The organism is Chryseobacterium sp. MA9 (genome assembly GCF_024399315.1).
Classification (GTDB): Bacteria; Bacteroidota; Bacteroidia; order Flavobacteriales; family Weeksellaceae; genus Chryseobacterium.
The window spans coordinates 4,877,750-4,891,580 of record NZ_CP075170.1; the positions used below are offsets into that span (position 1 = coordinate 4,877,750).

12 protein-coding genes and 1 pseudogene are annotated in these 13,831 nt (G+C 37.3%); 8 read left to right on the forward strand and 5 right to left on the reverse strand.

Annotated elements, in window-relative coordinates; genetic code table 11:
- Positions 1 to 87 precede the first annotated feature (87 nt).
- The gene (locus KIK00_RS22275) at positions 88 to 741 is read left to right on the forward strand and encodes a CoA transferase subunit B (RefSeq protein ID WP_047376943.1); all 654 of its coding nucleotides are present in this window, start codon (positions 88 to 90) and stop codon (positions 739 to 741) included.
- Between the two features lie 469 nt (positions 742 to 1,210).
- Here KIK00_RS22275 and KIK00_RS22280 read toward each other — a convergent pair whose 3' ends face one another.
- Complete coding sequence (locus KIK00_RS22280) at positions 1,211 to 2,023, reverse strand: DUF4197 domain-containing protein (protein ID WP_255814432.1); 813 nt, start codon at positions 2,021 to 2,023, stop codon at positions 1,211 to 1,213.
- 232 nt (positions 2,024 to 2,255) lie between these two features.
- Between KIK00_RS22280 and KIK00_RS22285 the strand changes: the two genes are divergently transcribed.
- The 6 genes and pseudogenes from KIK00_RS22285 (at position 2,256) to KIK00_RS22310 (ending at position 8,845) form a co-directional block, all read left to right on the forward strand.
- A complete protein-coding gene (locus KIK00_RS22285) occupies positions 2,256 to 4,520 on the forward strand; it encodes a family 20 glycosylhydrolase (RefSeq protein WP_255814433.1) in 2,265 nt (754 codons plus the stop codon).
- Between the two features lie 15 nt (positions 4,521 to 4,535).
- Positions 4,536 to 5,177: a Crp/Fnr family transcriptional regulator gene (locus KIK00_RS22290; protein ID WP_255814434.1), complete on the forward strand. Its 642-nt coding sequence runs from the start codon at positions 4,536 to 4,538 to the stop codon at positions 5,175 to 5,177.
- Between the two features lie 275 nt (positions 5,178 to 5,452).
- Positions 5,453 to 6,248: pseudogene (locus tag KIK00_RS22295) on the forward strand (sulfite exporter TauE/SafE family protein).
- Positions 6,249 to 6,330: 82 nt separating this feature from the next.
- Complete coding sequence (locus KIK00_RS22300) at positions 6,331 to 7,761, forward strand: rhodanese-like domain-containing protein (protein ID WP_255814435.1); 1,431 nt, start codon at positions 6,331 to 6,333, stop codon at positions 7,759 to 7,761.
- A gap of 3 nt (positions 7,762 to 7,764) precedes the next feature.
- Positions 7,765 to 8,328 (forward strand): YeeE/YedE family protein, encoded by a 564-nt coding sequence (locus KIK00_RS22305; RefSeq protein ID WP_255814436.1) that lies wholly within the window; start codon positions 7,765 to 7,767, stop codon positions 8,326 to 8,328.
- A gap of 28 nt (positions 8,329 to 8,356) precedes the next feature.
- A complete protein-coding gene (locus KIK00_RS22310; RefSeq protein WP_255814437.1) occupies positions 8,357 to 8,845 on the forward strand; it encodes a DUF6691 family protein in 489 nt (162 codons plus the stop codon).
- A 52-nt stretch (positions 8,846 to 8,897) separates the two neighbouring features.
- Here KIK00_RS22310 and KIK00_RS22315 read toward each other — a convergent pair whose 3' ends face one another.
- The 4 genes from KIK00_RS22315 to KIK00_RS22330 form a co-directional block, all read right to left on the reverse strand.
- Entirely contained in the window at positions 8,898 to 10,298 is a 1,401-nt protein-coding gene (locus tag KIK00_RS22315; protein WP_255814438.1) for a TolC family protein, read from the reverse strand.
- Position 10,299: 1 nt separating this feature from the next.
- Positions 10,300 to 11,457 (reverse strand): HlyD family secretion protein, encoded by a 1,158-nt coding sequence (locus tag KIK00_RS22320; protein ID WP_255814439.1) that lies wholly within the window; start codon positions 11,455 to 11,457, stop codon positions 10,300 to 10,302.
- Between the two features lie 5 nt (positions 11,458 to 11,462).
- Positions 11,463 to 11,819: a DUF3302 domain-containing protein gene (locus tag KIK00_RS22325; protein ID WP_255814440.1), complete on the reverse strand. Its 357-nt coding sequence runs from the start codon at positions 11,817 to 11,819 to the stop codon at positions 11,463 to 11,465.
- A gap of 222 nt (positions 11,820 to 12,041) precedes the next feature.
- A complete protein-coding gene (locus KIK00_RS22330) occupies positions 12,042 to 12,710 on the reverse strand; it encodes a Crp/Fnr family transcriptional regulator (RefSeq protein ID WP_255814441.1) in 669 nt (222 codons plus the stop codon).
- A gap of 45 nt (positions 12,711 to 12,755) precedes the next feature.
- Between KIK00_RS22330 and KIK00_RS22335 the strand changes: the two genes are divergently transcribed.
- Entirely contained in the window at positions 12,756 to 13,754 is a 999-nt protein-coding gene (locus KIK00_RS22335) for an isoaspartyl peptidase/L-asparaginase family protein (RefSeq protein ID WP_255814442.1), read from the forward strand.
- Positions 13,755 to 13,831: the final 77 nt, after the last annotated feature.

The following is a 13,831-nucleotide window of genomic DNA, read 5'->3' on the forward strand; positions in this document are numbered from 1 at the left end:
TTTTAACTAACAGTGTTAATTGTTGAACACAACAAAGCTCTTTTGTATTCAAGTGAAAATAATTAAATTGCAGTCTAAGTTTTTATTATGCTTACAAAAGAACAAATTGCCAAAAGAATTTCAAAAGAACTGAAAGATCGTTATTATGTAAACCTGGGAATTGGGATTCCTACTTTGGTTGCCAACTATGTTCCGGAAGGTATTTCCGTAGAATTCCAGAGTGAGAACGGAGTTTTGGGAATGGGGCCTTTCCCTTTCGCGGGAGAAGAAGATGCTGATATCATCAATGCCGGAAAACAGACTATTACTATTCTGGAAGGAGGTTCATTCTTTGATTCCGCATTCAGTTTCGGGATGATTCGTGGTCAGAAAGTAGATCTTACTATCTTGGGAGCCATGGAAGTTTCAGAAAACGGAGATATTGCCAACTGGAAAATCCCCGGAAAAATGGTGAAAGGAATGGGAGGTGCTATGGACCTTGTAGCTTCTGCTGAAAATATTATCGTTGCAATGATGCATGTAAACAAAGCAGGAGAAAGCAAAATCCTTAAAAAATGTACACTTCCTTTAACGGGTGTAAACTGTGTGAAGAAAGTAGTTACTGAATTAGCTGTTCTGGATGTAACTCCGGCAGGTTTTAAACTGGTGGAAAGAGCACCGGGCGTTTCAGTAGAAGATATTATCAAAGCTACAGAAGCAGATCTGATCATTGAAGGAGAAATTCCTGAAATGCAGTTCTAATTTTAATACAACAAAAACCTTGTCACTGACAAGGTTTTTTTATACCCAATAAATAGCTTAGTAAACCACAAAAATCACAAAATTTTTTCTACCTGAGTTAGTTCAAAATAAATTAGTTCACAGAAGAAGAAATTTAAAATTTTGACAAATATTTCTAATGATAGCTTTAAAAAGCGACATAGGAGATGGCAACGTCAAAAAAATAATTCCTGTGAACGTTAAGAAAATTCTCCTGTCCGAAGCGCGAGACAGACTTAGAACCGATTAAGAAATATAGAATTCGCGCAAGTTTAAAATTTTTAGAGAACAGGATTTATTTTTAGCGAAGAGATCCAGGTCTTGAATTTTTGTTTCTTTTATTTCAAGACAAAAGAAATTAAAGCCAACAAAAAAACTGCCTCATCAATGAAACAGCTTTTATATTTTAAAAATTAGTTGTTAATCTAACTTCTAATATCTAACTTCTTGTTTATTTCCCATCCTGCGCCCCAAACACCTTCTGCAAAATGCTTGTTGTTCTCATTGCAGGTGTATTTCTGATTCCGCTTTCTTTATCAGCTACCATTTTGAATACGCCGTTGATGGTTTCTGTAGTAACATATTCGTTAAGATCAGTGGTTACAGACTGTCCTGTAAAAGTATTGTATTTTGAAATCAGATTTTTCCAAAGTGTATCAGCACCTACTTTTCCCAATGATGCCTTTACTTTAGGCTGAAAAGCACTAAACAGCTGAGATTGGGTTTTTCCCTGAAGATAACTTGTTGCTGCGTTATTACTGCCCAATAAAATATTCTTGGCATCCGTAATTGTCATAGAAGTAATAGCGTTGGTGAAAATAGGAGCAGCTTCTGTTACGGCATCTTCAGCAGCTCTGTTTAATAGTTTCACTCCTTCATCAGCAAGACTTCCCATACCGATGGAACGTAAAGTGGTGTCGATCTTTCTTAATTTTTCAGGCATTAAAATTTTTACCGCTTCATTTTTGAAAAAACCATCCGTAATTGCCAGTTTTTTGACTCCGTCCGTTACCCCCATGCTTAACGCTTCTTTTAATCCTGAGGAAATCTGGGTCGAGGTAAGGCCCCCAAGATTGGCAGATGATTTAGTAGTCTGACTGGAAGTTGTTGTGGTGGTCGTGGTTTTAGTACCGTTGTTTTTTACGGGAACATTCAGATCTACACCTGTTTTGTCCTTAACGGTAGATTTTATGATATCGAAAATTTGTGCCTGTGTTGACATTGAGAATAATAATCCGGCTGCCAGAAAAAAGTTTTTTTTCATCGTATTTTTTTACAAATTTAAACGTTTTAATTTTTAAGTCGTCTAAATTTATCAAAAAGCAAACCATAATGAACAGGATATAATAGAACAATTTCTAAACACATGGTTTAACAAACTGTAAATGATCTATTTCACGAAAATCTGAACAATTGAAGATGCTAAATTTTGTTTTTAAAAAGACTTCAAGAGTTTTGAAAAATAATTATCTTAGCTCAAACCTTAATTCCATCCAATGATACGTACTTTTTTAGTATTTTTTGTATTAATTTCAAACGTGATTTTTGCCCAAAATAAATTAAATCTAATTCCTTACCCTCAAAAAGTTCAACTTTCACAGGGAGAATTTGTAATCCCTAAAACTTTCGTATTAAGTGGTGATCTCCCGAAAGAGGAGACAGAATATTTCAAAAAACAAATAGGCCCTCACTTAGAATTCCAATATGCTCAGAAGGGGGGTGGGATTCATTTAACGAATTCGATAATTCCTTCCGCTTCGAAAGCAGAAGCTGAGCAGAAGAAAGAATACTATTCAATAGAAATTTCTCCAAAGCAAATTCATATTAAGTCTTATACTAAACAAGGATATTTTCTGGCTCTTCAAACTTTGATTCAGATTATTGAGCAGTATAAAGATGGTAAGAAAATTCCAGCAATAAAAATTGAAGATCAGCCAAAATTTGCTTGGCGTGGAATGCACTTGGATGTTTGCCGTCATTTTTTCACAGTGGATGAAGTGAAACAATATATCGACTATTTGGCGATGTATAAGCTGAATACTTTCCACTGGCATTTAACAGATGATCAAGGATGGAGAATTGAAATTAAAAAATATCCAAAATTAACTCAGATAGGTTCAAAACGTAAAGAATCCATGATCGGGGCTTATGTTGACAATACATTTGACGGAAAGCCTTACGGACCTTATTTTTATACTCAGGAACAAATAAAAGAGGTGGTGAAATATGCTCAGGACAGACATATCACAGTAGTTCCGGAAATAGAAATGCCGGGGCATGCCTTGGCCGCATTATCTGCATATCCTGAATTGGCCTGTACAAAAGGACCTTTTGAAGCCGCTACAAAATGGGGCGTTTTTGATGATGTTTTCTGCCCGAAAGATGAAACGTTTACATTCCTGGAGAACGTTTTGGATGAAGTGATAAAGTTATTCCCATCTAAATACATTCATATCGGGGGTGATGAGTGCCCGAAAACACGATGGAAGGAATGTGCACACTGTCAGGAATTGATTAAGAAAAACAATTTAAAAGACGAACATGGCTTACAAAGCTATTTTATTCATAGAATTGAAAAATATGTCAACAGCAAAGGCAGAAAAATCATTGGTTGGGACGAAATTTTAGAAGGAGGACTAGCCCCGAATGCCGCTGTCATGAGCTGGACTGGTGTCAACGGAGGTATTGAAGCTGCAAAATCAAAGCACTTTGCCGTAATGACGCCGGGTGCATATTGTTATTTCGATCATTATCAGGGCGACCCGCAGTCTGAACCGAATGCTTTTGGAGGTTTTACCCCTTTAGACAAAGTATATTCTTACAATCCTATTCCTTCCGAACTGAATGCAGAGCAGGCTAAATATATCATGGGAGTTCAGGCCAACTTATGGACAGAATATATTGTAGACTTTAAACAGGTGCAATATATGATCTTTCCAAGATTAATGGCACTTTCTGAAGTAGGTTGGGGAACATCAGATCCTAAAAATTATAAAGAATTTGAAAACAGAGTAATCAGTCAGTTTAAAGTTCTGGATAACATGAAAGTGAACTATGCAAAGAGTATTTATAATATCACCGGAAAAGTAATTTCTTCAAACACCGGAATTGCTTATGAATTGTCAACTTCACAAAACCCAAATGGGATCAGGTACACTTTGGATGGAACAGACCCTTCCATCAGTTCTGAAACCTATCAGAATGCGGTTCGGATTCCTAATTCTTTAATGATAAAATCTGCCTATTTCGAAAACGGCCAGTTGAAAAGTGCCGTTTCTACACAGCAGTTTACCATTTCAAAGACCACAGGGAAAAATATAAGTCTTGAACAGCAGCCGAGTGAAAATTATTCCTTTGGAGGTGCTTTTACGTTGGTGGACGGTATTATCGGAAATGTAAAGCAGCTTGGTAAAACATGGCTTGGTTTTCAGGGAAAAGATGTTGTGGCAACCATAGATTTTGGACAGAAAACAGGTTTTTCAGAAGTTTATTTCAATACCCTTGAAAATAAGGGAAGCTGGATTCACCTCGCGAAGTCTGCAAAGATTTTTGTTTCTGATGATAACAGGAATTTTAAACTGATTAAAGAAATCGGAACGGCAGAAATCCAAAATGCGAAAGGAAAAATCATATTGAATGTAGGAACACAAAATGCAAAATACCTGAAAGTAAGTATTGAAAATGCAGGAATTATTCCGGCTGGAAACCCGGGAGCAGATTCAAAGGCATGGTTGTTTGTAGATGAAATTGGCGTAAATTAGCTTAATTAGAAAAAAATGCAGGACGATACCATACTTTCTTCAGAATTTTCATCATCACCGGATCTGGTAGAAAAGTTGTATCAGTATGGTACAACCAAAAACTACCATGAAGGAGATATTATTTTAGATGAAAATGCTTCTATCCGTTCCATTCCCATCGTTATGAAAGGAATGCTGAAAGTCATCAGGACTGAAGAAGACGGACGTGAAATTTTACTGTACTACATCAAAGCGGGAGAAAGCTGTATCATGTCTTTTCTCGGAGGGATGCATAATGAAAAAAGCATTGTAAAAGCCGAGATTGAGGAAGATGCTGAAATCCTTTTTCTTCCTGTAGACAAAGTGTCTTTATTTATCAAGGAACACCCGGAATGGTTAGACTATATCTTCAGATTGTATCATAAAAGATTTGAAGAACTTTTGGATATCATCAATGCCATTGCTTTCAAAAAAGTAGATGAAAGGCTATTGAATCTGCTGCATAAAAAATCTGAACTTACCCATTCTGAAACCATCAACACAACTCATGAACAGCTTGCGAATGAGCTGGGAACCGCAAGAGTAGTAGTCTCCAGACTCCTTAAACAACTGGAAGAAGACGGAAAACTAAAGCTTGGTAGAAACAAAATCACCCTGCTGAAAACCCTTAGTTCATAACGACTTTCTCAATTTTATAAAAAGTAGATATGTTCCCCTCCTTTGGGGTGGAGAAAATTCAAAGAATTTTTGATGGGGTGGTCAGCGATTATCAAAAACCAAAGATAAAGCAATCTCAAAATTGAAAGATTATTCCATCTCCGAAAACAACCTCTTCGTGTCCTTTGTGAACATATTAGTGTTCATTCGTGTTAAATCTTGCTTTATGTAACAAAAGTAGCAGTAAACTTTCTTTCACTTTCCCATTTTTGCATCAGAATTATTTGAATAGTGAAATGGAAATTATAGGGTATGCATCAGCAGTTTTAATCGGGGTTTCTCTCGGTCTGATCGGAGGTGGAGGAAGTATTCTCACCGTTCCCGTTCTGGTTTATCTTTTTGGTATTGATGCCTTTCTGGCAACGGAATATTCCCTTTTTATAGTGGGAACAAGCAGTTTGGTGGGATCAATGTCATATTTTAAAAAAGGTTTGGTTAATTTTAAAATGGTACTGATATTCGGAATTCCTTCTGTGGTTTCCATTTTTCTGACCAGAATGTATCTTCTTCCCTTGATTCCTGAGGAAGTATTCAGAATACAGAACTTTACCATTACCAGAGACATTTTTTTTATTATTGATTTTTGCAGGCCTGATGATTCTGGCTTCTTATAAAATGATAAAGAGCAATGTTTCAGAAAAACTGTCAGAAAGAGCTACAGATAAGAATAATACTTTGCTGGCGGCAGGACAGGGTTCTGTTGTAGGTGTTTTAACCGGATTGGTGGGAGCCGGAGGTGGTTTTATGATTATTCCGGCATTGGTTAACCTTTTGAAAATTCCTATGAAGATTGCGATAGGAACTTCTTTAGTTATTATCTCCTTCAATTCTTTGATAGGCTTCTTCTCTTCTGTAGATCACGTAAAAATAGAATGGAAACTACTGGTTTCTATTACAGCTATTGCCATTGCAGGAATTATAATAGGCTCTCAGTTATCAAAAAAGATAGATGGTAAAAAACTGAAACCTGCATTTGGATGGTTTATTCTGGTGATGGGTATTTATATTATCACCAAAGAAATCTTCCTTTAATGTTCTTATGTAACAAAAGTAGCTGTAGAGGAAAAAAGAAAGGAGGAGATTTGTATCCGATAACAAAATCAATATAAGTAATATGAAAATAGAACAGATTTATACAGGATGCCTGGCACAGGGAGCTTACTATATCACTTCAGCCGGAGAAGCAGCTATCATTGATCCTTTAAGGGAAATACAGCCTTATATCAACAGATTACAAGAAGATGAAGTACAGTTGAAATATATTTTTGAGACCCATTTTCATGCTGATTTTGTAAGTGGACATCTTGATTTAAGCCATAAAACGGGTGCTCCAATTGTGTATGGGCCAACTGCAAATCCTGAGTTTGAAGCCATTATTGCAGAAGATCATCAGATATTTGAAATAGGAAATGTTAAAATCAAAGTTCTTCATACACCTGGACACACCCTTGAAAGTTCATGCTATTTGTTGATTGATGAAAATAGTATTGAAAAAGCACTTTTCAGCGGTGATACTTTATTCCTTGGAGATGTAGGCCGTCCGGATCTGGCACAGAAAGGAGTGAATATGACTCAGGAAGAACTGGCAGGACTTTTATACGACAGTTTGTACCATAAAATTTTGCCTTTACATGACGATATTATTGTATTTCCTGCTCACGGAGCCGGTTCTGCCTGTGGTAAAAATATGCATAAAGAAACGGTAGATACATTGGGAAATCAGAAAAAGACCAACTATGCTTTGAATCAAAAAGACAGACAGAGTTTTATAAAAGAAGTAACAGATGGACTTTTACCTCCTCCTGCTTATTTTGGAATGAATGTTATGATGAATAAAAAAGGATACAGCAGTTTTGATGAGGTCCTTTCACAGGGACTGCATGCACGGTCTCCGGAACAGTTCGAGGAAATTGCTGAAGCTTCAGGAGCTTTAATTTTAGATGTAAGAAACAACAGTGAGTTTGCAAAAGGTTTTATCCCACAATCGGTAAATATAGGACTGGACGGTGATTTTGCCCCTTGGGTAGGTGCTTTAATTGCTGATGTGAACCAACCTATTCTTCTGGTAACGGAAAAAGGAACCGAAGAAGAAGCTGTAACGAGATTAAGCAGAGTAGGGTTCGATCATATTTTAGGATTTTTGGATGGAGGTTTTAAAGCCTGGAAAAAGAGCGGAAAAGAAACAGACTTTGTCAACCGTATCTCTGCAGAACAGTTTGAAATGGAAATAAAAGAAAAAGAAGCAAGAATCATTGATATAAGAAGAGAAAGTGAATATCATGCAGAGCATATTCATGAAGCCTACAGTATGCCTTTAGCATATATTAATGAATGGATTAATGGATTGCGAACAGAAGAACATTTTTATATGCATTGTGGAAGCGGATATAGAAGTACAATGGCCGCAAGCATCCTTCAGGCAAGAGGATATAGGAATTTTACAGAAATTGAAGGAGGTTTTAAAGCTATTGCATCCACAACAAATATTCCTAAAAGTGATTTTGTGTGTCAGACTAAAATTTTAAATAAATTAGATAAAAAATAAAAAATGCTGGAAATTATAAAAGAACCCTGGCCGTGGTATATTGCCGGCCCGCTGATCGGACTTACTGTCCCTGCCTTATTATTGATGGGAAATAAATCCTTTGGAATCAGTTCCTCACTTAGGCATATCTGCGCGGCATGTATACCTGCCAATGTGAACTTTTTCAAATACGACTGGAAAAAAGAAGCCTGGAATTTATTTTTTGTACTCGGAATTTTCTTCGGAGGAATGATTGCTGCCAATTTTTTGCTTAATCCTGCAGAAATAACTGTTAATCTTAATTTAAAAACCGAACTGGAAGGCTACGGAATTACAGATTACAGCAATCTGGTTCCAATACAGCTGATGAACTTTGAAAACCTGTTGACCTGGAAAGGATTTATCATAATGGTTATTGGCGGTTTTTTAGTAGGTTTTGGAACAAGATACGCAGGAGGATGTACCAGCGGACATGCGATTATGGGGCTTTCCAATTTGCAGTGGCCTTCTTTGGTGGCAACAATCTGTTTTATGATAGGTGGTTTTTTAATGGCCAATCTTATTCTGCCTGTGATCCTTTCCCTGTAAGTTTAATTTTTAAAGAGAATTTGAAATAATGATAAAAGAAAAAGAACAGAATATACATCGGCAAGGTACTGTTTGTGTGAATGAAAATACAATTACTCGTCCATGGTATCACAACCTGAAGTATCTTGCTGCAGGAGTTATATTCGGGATTATATTCGTGAAAGCGGAAGTGATCAGCTGGTTCAGAATACAGGAAATGTTTCGTCTCCAGTCTTTCCATATGTACGGAATCATCGGAAGTGCTGTATTGGTAGGAATGATTTCAGTATGGCTGATCAAAAAATTCAAAATAAAAACAATATATGGAGAATCCATCACACTTACCCCTAAGAAGTTCAATAAAGGTCAGATTTACGGAGGATTGATATTTGGTTTTGGCTGGGCCATTACCGGAGCCTGTCCCGGACCTCTTTTTGCTCAGATCGGAACAGGAGCTTTGGCAGTATCCGTTACGCTGTTGAGTGCTGTTGCTGGAACATGGGTATATGGATATTTCAGAGACAAATTACCCCATTAATACCTTAAAAAAAGACTGTAGAAAATAATCTGCAGTCTTTTTAAGTATAAAATTATGAATAAATGAAGTTCTCTGCGCCTAAAGCCATATAAAGATTAATGCGCTCTATTCGGTACTGAAGTTCAAGGCTGATGAGGTTCATTTCATTTTTCAGGAGATCCCTCTGTTTACGGATCAGTACAAAACTGTTGTTTGTGCCTACCTTTATTTGTTTTTCGGTGAGAGTAATATTGTTTTTCAGTTCACTGACGGCCTTAGTAGTAAAAGTAAGCTGTTTTTCAATGGAATGGAGATTAGCCAAAGAAGATTCCACTTCGTTCAAAGCATTCAGAACAGTTTTTGAATATTCTTCAACGACCTGTTTCTGCTGGGAATTTTTTATCTCCACATTCTTTTTTAGTTTTCCGCTGTTGAATAACGGTGAAACTAATCCACCACCCACTTTTAATAAAGGATTGGAAAATAAAGAATTAATGGATTCTACATTACTTCCGGCAGAGCCAAGAGACGCACTGATGCTCAATGAAGGAAGTCTTGCCGCTTTTGCCTGCTGTACTTCATAAAAAGCCCTTTCAATCTGAAAATGACTGGCCTGTATGTCTGATCTGTTTTCCAGAAGTTCAAGAGGAAAAGATGCAGGAATGCTGTTCACTGCAGGACTAAAAAAGTTTTGGGTGGCCAGTTTTCCTTCCGGATATTTTCCGGTGAGCAGTTCCAGAGATCTTCTGGATTGTGTATTCGCGTTTTTTACTTTTTCCAGATAACCTTGCAGAGAAATAATCTCTGCTGTTATATTGGAAATATCTAAGGCATTTGCCGTTCCTACCTTCTTTTGAATGATATACAGCTTTTCCAGATCTTTAGACTTCTGAACGTAACTTTCAATCTTATCTTCCTGAATATTTCCCGCAATATTCAGAAAATAAGCTTTCGCAATCATCCCAGCGATAGATTGATGCAGCAAGATATTCTGATGTTTTGCAGAAAAATAATTGCTGGTGCTTGCCATCTGTGAAGATTTATTTTTCCCCCAAAGATCAATCTCCCAATTGGCTTTTAATGCAAGACGTCTGATCTGAGTATCACTTACTAAATTATTGGAAGTATTGGCTACTGCGCTTACACTGGGATAAAGATCACTTCCTGCAATTTCCATCGCCAGTTCAATCTGATTCAGTTTTTCCTTAGCAATAATCAGATCAGGATTGTACATCATTCCTTCGTTAATCAGAGTTTCCAGTTGAGGAGTTTTAAGATCATCGATCCAGTCATAGGAAATTGATTTTGCGTTCGCTTTTCTGTCGAAGATCCATTCATCCGGGATTTCTATATGAGAAGCAATTTCACTCTTTTCTTTAAGCTGGTTTATATTTTCCTTAGTCGGCTCTTTATAACCAAGGCATGAACTTAAACTTACGGAAAGTACACCTAATAAAATTAATTTCTTGTACATGTTAATGAAGTTTAGGAATCAGATAGTTGATTTTACTGTTGACACGCACCATTACTTTTCGGATGAGATGAAGCGGTTTGATATGGTCAGAATAAATGACAGCTGTTCCTCTTGCCCCAACTGTAAGCTGTTTCTGGCTGTCTTCCAATACAAACTTGGCAATAAGTTTTCCATCAGTTTCAGGTAATTGTCTGGCCGTGTCAGGAAGTCCGGCTGTAGAACCGTTACCTCCCAGCATTCCTCCTGCATTATTCATGATTCCCTGGCTGGTAGCATCTATTACATATTCAAGTCTGGCTTTCACTACCTTTCCCGGTTCAGTTTTAAGAGCCAGTTCCACTTCATCACCGTTTTTTACCGTTTCCAGCTCGTTTTGGGCAAAAAATCCAATCACTGACTGTTGCTTCTGAATCAGAACGAATGCAGATTTGAAAGGTGCCATGATCGCTCCTTCATTCAGCTGAACATTGGGAATTACTCCATCGGTAGGGGCCAGAACAACTGTTTGTGAAAGGTTCCATTTCGCCTGATCCAGTTTTGCCTGAATTTCAGACACTGATGAATTTTCTCCACCATAAGATGCATTGGACTTCGTTTCCAAAGATTGCTGCTGTGACTGTGCAGCACTGATTCTGGACTGCAGATCCTGTACATTGGTGACTGCCTGCTCAAGATCAAATTTATTGGCCGCTCCTGCTTCCACCAATTCCTTATACTGAGCTGCTCTTTTATTAGCCAGTTTCAACTGTGACTGTAAACCTGCAATATTTTTTCTGGAAGCTGAGATATCTGTATCATAAGAACTTACAGTTGCTTTCATATTGCTTAGCTTAGCCTCCAGAGACTTTATTTCCTGTATGTAAGGCTCTTTGTCTAATACAAATAAGGTATCTCCTTTCTTTACTTCCTGATTGGTAGTGACATATACTTTTTTCACTTTCCCCAAAACCTGAGTGGTAATATCCACACTTCTGTTTCCTACCTTTACATCAGAAGTAATGGGGCAGTAGTAATTTAAACTCAATATCAAAGCAATAGATCCGAAGATAGGCAATGAATATACCACCACCTGTGTGGTAAAGGTCCAGGGGATTAGTTTAAATTTTTTAATAAGAAGCCAGCATATTCCGGCATATATTGCGACTAGTAATTCCAGCATGTTTGTTAATTTTCGAGGGTTTTAAGTTCTTCTTCCGTGATTTGCGTGTCTTCTTCAGGAATATTCTGGCTGCCATAATCATAGTTGGCCCAGATTAAAGCAACCGGCCATAAAAGGCCTCCAAAAACAAGGGAAAGGAGGCACATACTTTTTATGGCGTTCAGTTGAGGGTGTTTCTTTTTTTCTGCTACTTTTTCCGGATAAATATGAACTTTCCAGAAAAGATAGATTCCTGCAATAGGTAAAACCAGTAGGATTAACCATGATGCAGCGTTAGCTATATTGTCTTCCAAATTGCCTGTTGATGCCTGAACAAAATTGCATGAAAATAACAGGCAAAGAAGTAAGGATGTTCTTTGCATAAAATAATTGTATAAGGTAATAATGAAATGTAAACAAGGTTGTAACCGGCCGTCAGTATAGATCCGTCTGGTTACTATGAATCTTAAGATAGATTAAAGATGATTCAATAATAAGATGCTTTTTTAGATGATATTTTTCCCATTTTGCTTTTAATTGTTGGTGTAACAGTATTTTCAGTAAGCAAAAATAGAATGAATAAAGTGAGAAAAAGTATTCCTAAGTTATTTTTTTCTTTCGTTCCTTTTTTTATGGATACGGGCTGTCATCCTTGAAAGTGAGTTCGGAGTAATACCCAGAAAATTAGCAATATACTTTCTGTTGGCATTCTGTGAAGTAAAAGGACGGGTTTCCAAAAATTCCTCATACCGGGAATGTGGAGAAGTAGAACAAAATTGTTCTGTACGTACTTTTAATATACTGATGATCTGTTTTAAAGATTTGAGATATACATTATAAATACCTCTGTTCTGAAATGCAGCTTCTTCAAATTCATTCTTATTGAACAGGAAAATCTGACTTTCTAATACAGCTTCTATAGTATATTTTCCCTCATTTTCATTAGCATAAGACTCAGGGCTTTCCATAATAGCAGCTTCCTTTTCAGAGGGGAGAAAAAGATTGCTTTCAACCCCATCTTCATCATCAAAGAAAAACCTTAATAATCCATGCGAAAGAATAAATAATTGATTGAAAGACTTACCGGGTTCTGCCAGCTTTTCTTTTCTTTGAAGCAGTTTTGGGGTACTGATATTGACCAAAATAGTAATTTCCTCATCAGAGAGTTCCTGAAAGAAAGAGATGTTTCTGAAAGTTTTAAATGAGTCTATCACAGCAGTAAAGATAATAAAAATAATACATGGATATTCGTTGAGCCGCCATGAGGATTTCATAGAAGTTTTTTTTAGATTTGTGGGTATTATACAATTTGAGATACCATGAACAATAACCGAAGAAGTTTTATTAAAAAACTGGGAATTGCAACAGCCGCATTTGCCGTAAACCCATTGGATCTAATGGCTGCCGAATTACCGGAATCTACTGTCAAAGCTGTCAATAAACCGATTGTCCTCTCTACCTGGAATTTCGGATTAAAAGCTAACGAAGAAGCATGGACAATCCTTGGAAAAGGAGGAAAAGCTTTGGATGCGGTTGAAAAAGGAGTTCGTCTTGTAGAATTGGATCCTAAAGAAAGAAGTGTTGGGTATGGAGGCCGTCCGGACAGAGATGGAAGAGTAACACTGGATGCCTGTATCATGGATGAAAATTATAATATTGGTTCAGTAGCATGTCTGGAGCATGTGAAAAACCCAATATCTGTTGCCAGAGCTGTAATGGAAAAAACACCCCATCTTATGCTGGTAGGTGATGGAGCATTACAGTTTGCCCTTTCGCAAGGGTTTAAAAAAGAAAATCTTCTCACTCCCGAATCCGAAAAAGAATGGAAAGAATGGTTAAAAACCAGCCAGTATAAACCAATCGCCAATATTGAAAATCACGATACCATCGGAATGATTGCGCTGGATGCACAGGGAAATCTTTCCGGAGCCTGTACTACCAGCGGAATGGCTTTTAAAATGCATGGAAGAGTAGGAGATTCCCCGATTATCGGAGCAGGTCTGTTTGTAGATAATGAAGTAGGAGCGGCTACGGCAACCGGTCATGGGGAAGAAGTGATAAGGACCGTAGGAACCCATCTTGTGGTTGAACTCATGAGGCAAGGCAGAAACCCACAGGAAGCCTGCAAAGAAGCCGTAGACAGAATTGTAAAAATCGCTCAGCGAAGAAACAAAAATCTTAAAGATATTCAGGTTGGCTTTATTGCGATCAATAAACAGGGAGAATATGGATCTTACTGTATTCAGGACGGATTCAACTTTGCGGTGTATGATCAGAAAGGAAACCGCCTTGAAAAACCGGAATTTGCTTTAAAGTAATTGTACGATCGGGCAGCATGGCAATGAGGTATACATAGATTTTATCTTTGATAAAATCTATGCACCTTAGCGCTATT

Coding starts and splice junctions, on each gene's coding strand:
- KIK00_RS22275 (WP_047376943.1), top strand. CDS start 88: ATGCTTACAAAAGAACAAATTGCCAAAAGAATTTCAAAAGAACTGAAA.
- KIK00_RS22280 (WP_255814432.1), bottom strand. CDS start 2,023: ATGAAAAAAAACTTTTTTCTGGCAGCCGGATTATTATTCTCAATGTCA.
- KIK00_RS22285 (WP_255814433.1), top strand. CDS start 2,256: ATGATACGTACTTTTTTAGTATTTTTTGTATTAATTTCAAACGTGATT.
- KIK00_RS22290 (WP_255814434.1), top strand. CDS start 4,536: ATGCAGGACGATACCATACTTTCTTCAGAATTTTCATCATCACCGGAT.
- KIK00_RS22300 (WP_255814435.1), top strand. CDS start 6,331: ATGAAAATAGAACAGATTTATACAGGATGCCTGGCACAGGGAGCTTAC.
- KIK00_RS22305 (WP_255814436.1), top strand. CDS start 7,765: ATGCTGGAAATTATAAAAGAACCCTGGCCGTGGTATATTGCCGGCCCG.
- KIK00_RS22310 (WP_255814437.1), top strand. CDS start 8,357: ATGATAAAAGAAAAAGAACAGAATATACATCGGCAAGGTACTGTTTGT.
- KIK00_RS22315 (WP_255814438.1), bottom strand. CDS start 10,298: ATGTACAAGAAATTAATTTTATTAGGTGTACTTTCCGTAAGTTTAAGT.
- KIK00_RS22320 (WP_255814439.1), bottom strand. CDS start 11,457: ATGCTGGAATTACTAGTCGCAATATATGCCGGAATATGCTGGCTTCTT.
- KIK00_RS22325 (WP_255814440.1), bottom strand. CDS start 11,819: ATGCAAAGAACATCCTTACTTCTTTGCCTGTTATTTTCATGCAATTTT.
- KIK00_RS22330 (WP_255814441.1), bottom strand. CDS start 12,710: ATGAAATCCTCATGGCGGCTCAACGAATATCCATGTATTATTTTTATT.
- KIK00_RS22335 (WP_255814442.1), top strand. CDS start 12,756: ATGAACAATAACCGAAGAAGTTTTATTAAAAAACTGGGAATTGCAACA.